Source organism: Paenibacillus lentus (assembly GCF_042714055.1).
Classification (GTDB): domain Bacteria; phylum Bacillota; class Bacilli; order Paenibacillales; family Paenibacillaceae; genus Fontibacillus; species Fontibacillus lentus_A.
This window is the reverse complement of record NZ_JBHGVC010000005.1, coordinates 69,246-82,450: the sequence shown is the minus strand read 5'-3', so window position 1 is coordinate 82,450 and position 13,205 is coordinate 69,246. Positions and strand designations below refer to the sequence as shown.

The 13,205-nt window shown below is 44.2% G+C and carries 7 protein-coding genes; 1 reads left to right on the top strand and 6 read right to left on the bottom strand.

The genetic code is table 11. From position 1 onward, the window contains the following. Positions 1 to 73: 73 nt before the first annotated feature. The 6 genes from ACE3MQ_RS13060 to ACE3MQ_RS13035 all read right to left on the bottom strand — a co-directional run bounded on the left by ACE3MQ_RS13060 (position 74) and on the right by ACE3MQ_RS13035 (position 12,296). The gene (locus ACE3MQ_RS13060) at positions 74 to 643 is read right to left on the bottom strand and encodes a TetR/AcrR family transcriptional regulator (protein ID WP_379393231.1); all 570 of its coding nucleotides are present in this window, start codon (positions 641 to 643) and stop codon (positions 74 to 76) included. A gap of 595 nt (positions 644 to 1,238) precedes the next feature. Next, positions 1,239 to 1,592: a hypothetical protein gene (locus ACE3MQ_RS13055; RefSeq protein ID WP_379393229.1), complete on the bottom strand. Its 354-nt coding sequence runs from the start codon at positions 1,590 to 1,592 to the stop codon at positions 1,239 to 1,241. Between the two features lie 11 nt (positions 1,593 to 1,603). Continuing rightward, positions 1,604 to 8,095 (bottom strand): RHS repeat-associated core domain-containing protein, encoded by a 6,492-nt coding sequence (locus ACE3MQ_RS13050; protein WP_379393227.1) that lies wholly within the window; start codon positions 8,093 to 8,095, stop codon positions 1,604 to 1,606. A 388-nt stretch (positions 8,096 to 8,483) separates the two neighbouring features. Continuing rightward, on the bottom strand, positions 8,484 to 9,881 hold the full coding sequence (locus ACE3MQ_RS13045) for an MATE family efflux transporter (protein WP_379393225.1): 1,398 nt from the start codon (positions 9,879 to 9,881) through the stop codon (positions 8,484 to 8,486). A gap of 119 nt (positions 9,882 to 10,000) precedes the next feature. Continuing rightward, positions 10,001 to 11,143 carry an acyltransferase family protein gene (locus ACE3MQ_RS13040; protein WP_379393222.1) on the bottom strand — a complete coding sequence of 381 codons (1,143 nt, stop codon included), beginning with the start codon at positions 11,141 to 11,143 and terminating at the stop codon, positions 10,001 to 10,003. A gap of 478 nt (positions 11,144 to 11,621) precedes the next feature. Further along, positions 11,622 to 12,296 (bottom strand): uracil-DNA glycosylase, encoded by a 675-nt coding sequence (locus tag ACE3MQ_RS13035; RefSeq protein ID WP_379393220.1) that lies wholly within the window; start codon positions 12,294 to 12,296, stop codon positions 11,622 to 11,624. Positions 12,297 to 12,543: 247 nt separating this feature from the next. Here ACE3MQ_RS13035 and rnhA point away from each other — a divergent pair, with 247 nt between their 5' ends. Next, entirely contained in the window at positions 12,544 to 13,188 is a 645-nt protein-coding gene (gene rnhA, locus ACE3MQ_RS13030) for a ribonuclease H (protein ID WP_379393218.1), read from the top strand. The last annotated feature ends 17 nt before the right edge of the window (positions 13,189 to 13,205 follow it).

Below are 13,205 nucleotides of genomic sequence, written 5' to 3'. Positions count from 1 at the left end.
TAACCATCTCCTTTTCGAACTAGTTTTTAGTTGGTCAACCAACCAATAATGTTTAAAAAAAGAAAAGCAGCCCCTATTCAGTCATTGTATATGTAGTTCTCACCATTTTCTCGAGCTCCAAGTATGCGCGATCTAAATCAAACTCAGGGTTTAGCAGCTTCTGCAGGGCCAATCCGTCAAAGCAAGCCAGCATAATTGCCGCAACCGAAGCCGCTTCTTCTCCGGTGCTGCCAGCAACCTTGTGAAGGATTTTCTCAATTCCCGTTCGTGCGTTCTCCAACAAAGCATTTACACTATCCGAAATTTGAGGATTGCGAAGCCCCAAGGCAAATAATTCATATCTGAGCTTATACCAATCAGGCTGCCCTTCAACACGCTCCTTAGGTTCGTTAAGAGCCGCTTTCGCGAGATATTGGGAAGGTACGCTGGATTGGAGCCGCTGCATATCCTGCGTGTACTGCTGGGAGGAAGCTAATAGCAAATCAGTCAAGATTTCTTCCTTATTTCGAAAATAATAATGAATCAGCCCAGGCGTAATCCCCGCCTCGTTAGCAATATCTTTAATGGAGGCTTTCTCGTATCCCTTTTCTGCCATCACTTTGTATGCAGCTTCAACGACTTTATCCCTCTTCTGTTGTACCATGTAATCACCGCATTTCTTCATTTGGTTGGTTGACCAATTAAATCAAATATTAGCACAGCTTTAAGTGGGTAGCAAGGATTCATTTGTTCACTTACTCGTTCCTCATTTTGCTGCTCTCCATATGATCCCCCCCGTTAGCCAATTTTCTCTTTCAATACAGAGGCTTCAGTTTCAAGTTCATTCATGTTGCGCTTCCAGCCTTGCATAAACGTCTAGCTGGGTCTGCTAACGAGGTCAGCCGTTCTGCTTGGTCAAGCAATTGATTTACTTTTGTCATTACCTGTGTATCGGTTCGTCCTGATGTTTCAGCTTATCCGCCTGTTAATGCTCCGCGATTTGTGCTCTAATCGCTTTATACTCTGCTTGAGCCTGTTCAATAAATCCGGTCTCCTTTGCTACTGCCTGTACTTCTTTTGCCATTCGTTTCGTCCTCCTTTGATTTTCGACATGCAAAAAAAAGCCCATTCCTACTCATGGTTCAAGTGGGAAAGAGCTTTTGAAAGTTTATCAAGTGTTTGAATCAGTTAGTGTTTGGTTTGTTGGTTGTATTGTACGATCTTGCTTTCATATTTATAAACGCAGTTTATACTTTGTACTATCTCTTGACTACTATATCCTTACACCATATTTCTAATTTCATTGGGGGCATAGTTATTGTGCAGGAGTAGAAATTGTGCCCCTCTAATTCAACCTCCCCTATTTCTACATCATGTAAAAAATACGGCATTTGCGAACGAGATAAATCCTTTACCGCCACTTCTTTCTGGTATCCAACACTATGTTCAAACACTGTTCTATAACAACCATTAAACTTATAAGTCACATCACCATCTGAATCTTCATACACCAATGTTACTTCGTCAGCAAAATGATCGCAAGACAATTTCAACACCCATGCATCCCAGTAATGTAAGGAATCAATTTTCTCTTGAATTTCCTGTGCATTCAAATCTATTCACCTCATTTTTTATATGGAATATGTGCATCTGGACTTTTTGGATTCACTATATTCCCATTAATATCAAGAGGATTTTTATTTCCATCGTATAGATGCACATGGTCGTATTTGGTTACTTTGTCCGGTGGATCTATTCGCATACGTATTGTACCGTTTGCATCCCTTACGTGGACAAAACCATTATTTTCAGTATACGTCCAACCTTTTGGTAATCCATTAAGTATTTCCTTTTTAGACATATTCGGAATGTTTGTTGGGTTTATTTTACCGAAAGCTTGTCCTGTCCCCTTAGTTGTAGTCTTCTTAGCTGCACTCTTGGTACCTGTACCCTTGCTACCCGGCATGTTCGCACCTGCCATTGCCATAGCAAGTAACGCAACATATTCTGCCTCTTTCGATTCATAATACGCATCTATTAACTGTTCTCTTGCCCAACTTGCTCTGCCAGTATTATTCGTATAGGCACTCGTGCCTGTTAACAGGCCGAATAAATAATTGTACTGGTTTTCATCCATGAAAGATTTGAAGTTGTAGTGATTCCATATAAAATCCTTGGATACCTGATAATATTCATCCTCTTTACTTAAATCTTTCTCACTGATTTGTTTCAGTACGTCTCTAAGCTCCTGTATGTCATAGGGTTCAAATTTGAAATGTCCACTCGGATCAACATACCTCAGCGGATTATTCTCCACATAAACATACCAATTCAAACTCAGCGGATTGCTTATGCTCCCTTCATACGTATCCTCACTCACAAACCGGCCGATCTCCGGGTTATAATACCGGGCTTGGGCGAAGTAAAGTCCGTTACCTTCGTTTGGGTAACCCGTGTAGCCGAAATTGACGGCGAGTCGATCACTTGGCTGTGTGCTCTTATCCAGAACACCAAACTCGTCATAACGATACGTATCCTTCAGCTTCCCTTGTCCATCCTGCAATCCAACAATGCTACCCAGATGATCGTAACTGTAAGTCTCGTTCGTGCCATCGCTTAGATAGACATGCAAGCGATTCAGGCCGTAGCTGTAGCTCTCTATCAGCTCGTTGCCTTCGTATACAGACAGCAGATCATTGTAGGCCGATGTCATATCAACCAGGAAGTCCTGTGTTGTCGATGCCGAGACATCTTTGCTCTGGATTCGTACACCTTGGGCGTTGTAACGATACTCCAGCGATTTGCCGTTCCTGACTACACCGACAAGATAGTTCGCTGCGTCGTAGGTGTAGGTCTCTTGCTCCTGACCGCCTTGAACCGAAATTAAATTACCACGCTTGTCATACTGATAGTTCTTAGACAATGCGCCTGTCTTTTCCTGCTGAAGCTGGTTTGCTGCATTGTAGGTGTAGGTCGTTTCAGAGCTTCCCGTGCTCTTACTGATCCGATTGCCAAAGCTATCGTAGCGGTACTTATTCATCTGGCCGTTGTCGATCACTTGAATGAGTTGATTCAGTTCATCATAGGTATACTGCTTGTCGCGAGTCTGTCCTCCGATCTTCTCGATCCAGCTCAAAATATTACCAGCATCGTCATAGCGATAAGTATGCTGATTAATTACTTCACCAGCCCGGTTGCGTTCATTAGACTGTTGCAGCCGCCCCATGTTGTTGTATTCGTAGGTGGTGTTACTGCCGTTCGCCGATTTCTTCTCGGCAACCTGTCCTACCGCATTGTAGGTGTAACGAGTGATTCCTGCTTTGTCCTCCACGGTTGTTAATCGCTGCATGGCATCATAGCTATAGGCCACTTTCTGGCCGTCTGGTGTTGTTAACGTATCTTTCAACCCTGTAGGTGTCCATGTGTAGTTCACCGTTCGGCCCTTCGGATCGGTAACTGAAATAATTTGTCCCAATTGATCCCGCTTCACTTGTGTATCCCCATTCCAGTCTTTCAGGGAGACAAGTCCGCCGAGCTTATCGTATGTGAAGCTGGCACGCTGATCATGATCATAGACGATCTCAGTAAGCCGGTTTTGGGTATCATAGGTATGCTTCGTCACTTTACCATCAGGATGAGTGATGGTCAGCAAATTGTCTAATTGATCATACACATAACGAGTTTGAAGTCCTAATGGATTAGTCTCTTCAATACGGCGACCCAATTTGTCGTATGCGTATTTCATCGTTTGTTGTTCTTGATTTGCCCCATAACGAACCTGAGCAATACGGTTACCTGAAGCGTCATAGCTGTAACGTGTTTTGTTTCCTTGAGCATCCCTCACTTCCGTCAATTGCCCAGAAGCATCATAATCGTAAATGGTCGTATGATTCAGCGGATCTGTCTGACTGGCTAACTGTCCTAGAGAAGTATAAGCAAATCGGGTCACTTGTCCACCGATATCCGTAATCGTCAACAGCTGTCCCTTCGCATCATACGAATATTTCGTTTTTTGACCCAATGAGTTCGTTTCCTCGATCATGCGCCCGGAAGGGTCATAGTTATATGTCGTCCGGTGCTTAAGTGCATCCATTACGGCAATTAATCTGCCATTTCCATCATACTCATACGAAGTTACGCCCCCGGCTGCATCCGTAATGCTGGCAATTTGTCCGTTTGGAGTATACGCATAATGAACAGTTTGACCTAATGCGTCAATTTCCTGAAGTAGACGGCTATTTCCATCGTATTTGAAGCGTGTAATACTACCAGCAGCGTCAATTTGTTGTTCTACTCTGCCGATGGCATCGTAGCTCAACTTCGTGACAGCGCCATCTGCCATTTTGAACTCAGTCATCCGCCCTATTACATCATAGCTGTAACGAGTGCTGTTGCCACGGGCATCCGTCTCTGAAATCAGATTGTCCATAGCGTCATACTGATAGCTTGTTTTTCCGCCTTCGGCATCCGTTATAGAAGAGATTCGGCTATATTGATCATAGCTGTAACGAGTTATGCCTCCATCCGGAGCAACAATTTGCTCGGTGCGACCGTTCGCGTCATAAATATACTTCGTAGCATAACCGAGCGGATCGACTACGGAGTCGAGTTGACCATTTCCGTTATACCGATAGAGCGTTTTGCCTCCAGCCGCATCTATAAGCTGCTCTTGTTCACCTCTTGCATTGTAGATCACTTGCGTAGATTGACCCAGTGCATCGGTTATTTTCTCGACTCTTCCACTCGGGCTGTAAGCATAACGATATTTCCCTCCGGTTGGGTCAGCAGCTTCCACCAGACGATTCAAGGCATCATAATTACGCTTGTAAGATGCCCCTGTTCCATCTTTGATCTCTGACGGGTTGCCATTCCCATCGTAGGATACAGTGAGCTTGCTCCCGTCGGGAGCAGAAATGGCCGTTGGCAGCCCTTTAGCATTGTAAGTGTATTCTGTCTTATGGCCCTCGGCGTCCGTCATCGTAAGCATATTTCCATGAGCATCATAGGAATACGTCGTCTTGTTTCCTAGCGCATCAGTTACTGAGGTAACACGACCCACGGTATCATAGTCGAATTTAGTGACATGACCAAGACCATCCGTCACCTGCTTTACGTTACCGCGATGATCAAGTACATAGCTCGTTCTTGAACCGTTCGCATCCTTGCTCTCTACAAATGATTCCTTGGAATGAAATACCGGTATCTTCATTTCGCTGTCGCTGGATGGAGGTCCTACTTCAATAGCTGCTGCATTCGGCATGCTGCCCCATACCCACTGACTTCCAACAAATACGGCAATTCGATCCCAATCCGCAAAATCCGTATCCTGCGCGTTGAAGGAGTAATCATTAGTCTGAGTAAATTCAATCCAGCGATCCTTGCTGATCCGTGTGTGAAGATCCAATGATGCTCCTGGCTCAATCACTCCGGCCCCTTCATCAAAGCTGATCTCCAAAACCGTATCTACATTCATTCCCGGTTGCTTTAGACGGGTAAAGCTCCCATTCACGCGGTAATTGCCGCCGATACTCGACCAATCACCCCAGAACATTAACCGATCCTTACTATCCGCTGTGAAAAAATATCGAATACGTATATCCGATACTGTAATCGGCGCATCGGAAATATTATGAAGTCGATACCATGGATATAATGTGTTATATTTCTCAGCTCGGTTCTGATTGTACATCTCCACTCGAAGTGGATTACTTCCGGTGTCTGGAGCCATAATTGCTTCGTCATAGGCAGGATCCGGTGGATTCGGATTGTTATCTCCGCCCTGATCCCCTGTACAGGAGGTTACCTTTTTCCATACGCTCCATTCATCCCCGTTACCCGGCACTTCACCAAGTGTCCACCACTTGGCACGCCACATGCTGCCATTGTAAGTAGCATGATCACCATTAACATATACTTTCTTGATATCCCAAGCAGCAGCGTTACAATTCTGTGGAGATGGCTCCGTATTTCCATTTCCACTATCATTTCCGTTATGGTTACCGCCACCGTTGCTCGTATCGCCGCATTCGCTAACTTCCTTCCACACATCCCAGTCGGTTCCTCGCGGGGCCTCGCCCAGTGTCCACCACTTGGCCATCCAGGTTTTCCCCTGATAAGCGGCATAATCACCTGCCACATATACCTTCTTTGCATCCCAGGTATCGGCACTGCATGTAGCCGAACCGACCTGACGAGCAGTGTTCGAACTGGCTAGTAACTTCATGAATGAAGTGGTCGCTGTCTCTGCTGAAGCCAGCATCACTACACCAGAATCGGCTGACGACTTAGCTGTCATGCTCTCCATCTGCGCTACAGTCTCGTAGCTCGGTGAATCGGCTGCTGACGTACCTGCGGCGCCGCCATCCGGGTAACGAAACGTCTGCTCCCCTTTAGAGTCAACAATCTTGATCAACCGGAGTTGATCATCGTAATGGTAAGTCGTAGTCAAGCCTGTTCCTTCTTTAAGGGTCACCGTTCCTTTCTCTTCATCATAAGAATAGGTCTGACTATATCCATCAGCATAACGGATGCTTGTGAGTCGGCCTTTATTGTCATAGGCCATGGATCTTAAGGTGATATGATCCGGGCCGTTAACTTGTGTAATTCGCCCTTCGGCATCGTACACATAGCGATACTCGGCACCTTCCACATCCGTCATGCCGGAAAGGGCACGCCCCTCATAGGTATAACTGATTTTCCGCCCACTCTGATCACTCAATCCAACCAGCTTGCCCTGTGCGTCATACGAGAAAGTCAACGAGTTGCCCTCTCTATCCGCCCGGCTCAATCGACCGTCCGAGTAGGATAGCCGAAGTGCTACTCCCTGCTCATTCTCATACATAACAGGTAAACCTTTGGTGTCGAAATATAATTTGTTCCGATCTTTGGTTACGAGTACAAATTGTCCGTCCGCTTGACGGCTCAGTTCATGATAAACCCCTTTTCCTGCACGATATGTACCATCCTGCTGCTTGTCATATCGTTCGATATGTCCATCTTCAAAGCGGATCAATACAGCACGATCCAAATCCCGTAACCGCTCACTGAACGTGTGGCTCCAAGCTAAGCCTAATGCACTAAAATAATCATCACGAGAGTTATAAGTACGTGTAAAAAATAATGGAAAGCTTCCTCCGATGTAGATATCACTTGTAATCCCAAGATTATTCCCCATTCCCATATGAGCCGGAGTATTTGTATTCGTGCCGGAGAGCATATCCACCACACCCATGTTGCCGCCTAACACCGGTTCCTGCTGCGGGATACGGATCTCATTAGCCGGATTAATTACAAGTATATTTGTACCGACAAGTGTGTCCTCATCAATTACTGAGGTCAAATGATTGTCCTTGGCAATATCACTCTGCCGACGATCATCTCCGAAATAAGCCAGCGCCAGTTGACGCATATTATCAAAAATACGGTATCTATGATTCGTTACCGTCAAGCTTGGTTTCCCTGACCCGGCACCAGCTAGTTCCGCCTCAATCTTCGTCTGAGTATACGGTGTTATTCCCACCTCGGCCCACCAGCGACTATCCTCGACCTTAGCATCCAGAGTGCGCTGTACACCGTTAGCGGTTATGTTCAGCTTAACCGTACTAACACCATGGCTCCGTCCTTTCTGCCCGTAGACAAGGAATCGATCACCGGTCGCTTTAGGACTAATAGCGATATCCGCGCCGCCCTGACCTAGTACCGTAACCGGATGTTGAGAGCCGTACCCTTTGTATTTGTCCTGAGGCTCAATAAGAATGTCGTATGTACCTTCTGGAACCAAAGATCCGCCGCTGTCCCTCCCGTTCCAGACAAATTCATGAGTAACATAACCTCCGGCGTAGTTCCGCTCCTCCTGAATAATTGCCGCGATTTGCCCGCCGCTCATCAGCTTGATTACCGTAGGATGATCCTGCTCCCAATTCCAGCGTATACGAGTCGATTCTCCTTGACTTGGCTGGAACACTGCGGGTTCAACACGAATAAATCTTCGTTGTTCGGGCGGTGCTGTTGCTGCATATGCACTCTCCTGCCAAGGCCATACCTGTAACACAAGTAGTACAGTGAGTAACAATGCCACTCCCTGCTTCATTTGACTCCACAACTTACGACTACACATCTCTTATTCCCTCCATAGCTTCGAATAGTGATGAAAGAGGAAAGACCCTAATGTGACTAGTTACTTATAGGTTTATGGTCCTATGATAAATTCATCTATAAGATGTATCGTCTTTTCATAGGAAAAACTACATAGTTATTCCGAATATTTAACATCAATATGATGAATTTGGATAATCGAACAAAAAACCACATATAGCCGCAGCTCTATGTGGTTGAATTTAGACGCAAAAAAAGCGACCTAATCCTATTCAGTCATTGTATATGTAGTTCTCACCCTTTTCTCGAGCTCCAAGTATGCGCGATCTAAATCAAACTCAGGGTTTAGCAGCTTCTGCAGGGCCAATCCGTCAAAGCAAGCCAGCACATCGATAAATTTAGTGTTCTTCTCAAGCTGCATCCGTCATTCGCATATGCGACTTCCTCCAGTTGCCCCGCCAATAATAACCGAGAATGAATACAGATGCTGCCGCAAAACCAATCGGAAAGCAAAGCCATATCGAATCAAACCCATAGTTCTCACCTAAATAGGCCGCAAGCGGAATTCGGATAAGAATCATTGTAATAAAGGAAATAATCATCGGAGCCATGGTCGCCCCTGCAGATCGAACAACACCAGCGATGACACTAAAAACACCATAAATCATAAATGACCACAGGGTTATGGCATTGATTTGCATCCCTAACTCCATTGCCTTCCCATCCAGAGGCAAAAATAAGGCAAGCGCTTCTCGATTAAACCCGTACAACAGCAAGACTAGCAGACCTGTCATCACGATATTGAAGATTACCCCTGCCCATGCGATATGGGATACTCTCCCCCACATTCTGGCTCCGATGCTTTGAGCGGCCATAGAGGTCACCGCTCCGCCAACGGCTACGGCCGGTAATTGTACGTAGTTGGAAATCTGATTGGCTGCTGCGAATGCTGCCACGGCCTCATAGCCGAACGTATTGACCAGCTTAATAAGCAATACATTGCTCCCAGAAACAACGACCATATTGAGCCCCATCGGGAACCCCTTCAGCGTGGCAAAACGGATAATGGAACCGTCTATACGCAGCAAATGCAGATCGTTTTTCGTGATGCGCAAAAAATATTTTTTTGCGTACAGATGGAACAGGAGCAGGGTGAAGCCAATCATTTGAGCCAAAAAGGTAGCCGTTGCCGAGCCGGCAATGCCCATCTGCGGGAATGGACCCATTCCATTAATGAGGAGCGGATTCAGTATAATATCCAATACAACGGAAACCAGCAAATAATAGACGGGTGTTTTAGAGTCCCCGGAGCCGCGCAATATGGCCATAACCAGACTAAACCCGAAAACAAATGGCACACCGGCGAAAATAATTCGCATATACGTATTGGCCATTGCTACAACATCAGGCGGGGTACCCATCCAATCAAGAATGAAGGGAGTAAAAAAGATGCCCAATAGTGCAGTCACAAGAGATAAAATGAAGAAAAAGGTTACACTTGTGCCTACTACTTTTTTGGCATGCTCGATCCTTTGCGCCCCAAGATGCTGCCCAATCAGAATAACCAAGGCCATCGCCATCCCGAAAATAGCACTAATGAGAAAAAACATAATAATAAACCCGTTCGATGTCGCTGCCAGGGCTCTTTCGCCAAGTAACTTGCCGATAAAGATCGAGTTGATGGAACCGTTTAAGGACTGGAGTACGTTTCCTAATAAAATTGGAATGGAGAACAAGAATAGCCTTTTAAAAATAGGACCTTCTGTCAGCAAGGCCGGCTGATGCGTTTGAACCGCTGTAGAACGCATATAGAATCTCCTTTACGATACATCGATTTCGCATTTCGACCTTTATTCTAATGCCATCCTTAGGGTGCATCGTAAGCAACGGCTCCGGCACAGGAGGCGTGTCGGCAACCAACCTCTCCTTATAATTTCATGTATTTCTGTTTCTGCTTCCCTAGGCTGTTCGCAAGCACAGACTTTAATCTTCTGATCCCTTCATAAACCATCCAAACAAACAAATACGAAAACAATACAACGATCAAATATTTCACATAGATATGAATATCTTTAGCTGCTAAATAATAACTAAGAAAACTTATGGGAATAAAGTGAACCAGATAATATGTAAACGAAGCTTGATTTAGATATCTTAGTATAGGGCTAGCCCGATCAAAAAACTTCTTGCCTAACGTAACGAAGAAAATAACCGCAGCGCACTCATAGATGCCCTTCGTAAGGATCCATACCGGCATCAGATACTTGCCCATGGCTCCTTGTGTCATATGTAAGTACTCAATCATGATATATAAGAGCATTAATATAACAAATAAAATTTTGGATGCCCCCGCCAGTTGGAAGACTCTTTGCTGCAGCCTGTCATCCGAAGCAAAAATAAAACCGAATATAAAAACACTGAAATAGACAATGTTGTTGGCCCAATCCAGGACGAAGTTTTGCTGACCAAAGAAAAAAGGCCTCAACAAAATTTCAACCCACACCAAACCGAAAATAGGAATGAGTATTTTGTTGCCGCGGCTTAAATACGACGATATCTTTTTCAGCTTAGTTTCATCGCCGGCCCACTTTGTAAATAGCGGCACGCTAACGAATGTGAAGATGAATAAATACAGCAAAAACCATAGATGGGCATACGCTAAATAATGAATGAATTTTGCGGAGAAAAACTCCGAAGCAAAATGCACGATATTTCCCGAATATCCTTCATACCGTGCTTTGAAATAAGCCTGTACAGGGCATAAAAGGACTGTTCCCAGCAAGAACGGGATCCCGATCTTGGTTATGCGTTCCTTTATATACACGGCTCTCCCTCTGCGGTGAAATGAATAATAAGCCGCTACGCCTGACACAAAAAACAATAACACCATAAAAAAACTGGCGAGCGGCGATTTAATCGCCAAGAATGGCAGCACCCGACTATCGTAGATGGTTGTTTTAATATATGTGCTGCCAATCTCGGTATAGGTCAAAGCGGCGTGATAGGGGATTAATGATAAAATGACGAGAACTCTTAACCAATCGATATAATACAGTCTTACCTCTTGCATTACGGTGCTCTCCTAAACGTTGTTATATTTACATAATTGTAAGGGCTTATGCAGCTTCTATTTGGCATGTTTCCAGCGGATTGCTGAGGGGATACATCACATAAACCACAGGTTGATTAGAATTCCAGTCATGAAATAAAGTGAGGCTGAGGTGTTCACGGATTATTACCTTAATTAAAGTAGATGATTATCGTATGAAGGAAGTAGTATTACGCAGATATTTTCTGAAATTCATTCTAAATATAATAATTTAATTCTATTATTGGAATAATTTCTACATTAAATTTATATTAGTTGATAAGTTAAAATTTGTATATATAAATTTTATGTATTATCAAGTCGACTTAGGGCGCAACCTCCCTTAGTTGAATAAAGCGTAAGCTTAATCTTATCCGCGTTCATGTGCTTAAGCGCGGAAAATCCACAACCTCATATGGCTGTGGATTTACATGGTGAAAGCAAGGGAACTCAAGCCTTCTTACAAGTTAGGAATTTGCCAATCTATTTCTTGAAGCCCCATCTTTCGTAGAAATTCGTTAGCCCGAGAAAACGGCTTGCTGCCAAAAAAGCCCCTATGGGCAGACAACGGACTCGGATGCGGCGAACGAATAAGCATATGCCGTTGGTTCGTAATGAGCTCGGCCTTCTTCTGAGCGTGGCTTCCCCATAACAGGAACACGACAGGCTCATTTTTTCGATTAATCGTTTCAATGACTCTATCCGTAAAGCTTTCCCATCCTCTGTTTCTATGAGAATTCGCTTCATGCGCCCTTACTGTGAGCACCGTATTTAGAAGCAACACCCCCTGCTGCGTCCATTTAAGCAAATGACCGTTATTGGGAATGAAGCAGCCCAAATCATCCTGCAGCTCTTTAAACATATTTTGTAAGGATGGAGGTGTGCTTATACCCTCTTTGACCGAAAAGCTTAAGCCGTGAGCCTGTCCCGGTCCATGATAAGGATCCTGGCCCAAGATTACCACCCTAGTATCAGCCAGTGATGTATAGTGCAGAGCGTTAAAAATGTCGTATTTATCCGGATAAATGGTCTTTGTCCGATACTCATCGATGAGAAATTGCCGCAGATTTAAGTAGTATGGCTTCGAAAACTCCTGCTCCAATTCAGACGCCCAGTCATTCTTCAATATAGCCATCTCAAGTTCTATCCTCCCACCATTGTAAAAAAAGATATAACAAAATTATATCATAAGGTTCCTTTTTCGTTCGATATATGCATCTATATGTAGATGTAGATCGGCTTTGGGACAAGCCAATAAGAATCCCCTTCTTTTTAAAGAATCATTTTACATTTCTAAAAAATAAAAGGAAATAAGCAGGCTTCTGTCGAAGCTTAGCTTACATTAATTTAATTTCCAATCGCGAAGTTGAGAAGGTGACATAGTGGCAAAACAAAAATTTTATGTGGTTTGGGTAGGCAAAAAGCCTGGAGTATATCATTCGTGGGCCGAATGTCAGGAACAAACCAATCAATATTTTGATGCAAAGTTTAAATCATTTAACTCTAGCAAAGAGGCCGAGCAAGCTTTCCAGGATGGGTGGCAAATGCACTGGGGCCAAAAAAGTACAGCGAAGCCAGTCCATGAGAAACCAAATTTACTCGTAAAAGATCAAATTGAGGAAATTGATATGGATAGCATAAGTGTCGATGTCGGTTGTAGCGGAAATCCAGGGATCGTTGAGTACAAGGGAGTAGATACTCAAACAGGTGAACTCCTCTTTTATCATGGGCCCATACAAAAAGGAACAAATAATCTCGGAGAATTCATTGCGATTGTTCACGGACTAGCATATTTGAAGAAAAAGGGCAGCAACAAGACCGTTTATTCCGACTCCAGAACCGCACTTAGCTGGCTAAAAAAGAAAGAAATTAACTCTAATCTTGTAAGAGACTCTACCACAAAAGAAATTTGGGAACTTGCAGACAGAGCTTTGAAATGGCTCCATGCAAACACTTATGAAAACAAAGTATTAAAATGGAATACCGAAGCTTGGGGCGAGATCAAAGCAGATTTCGGCAGAAAGTGATCAGTTCATATTTTAGG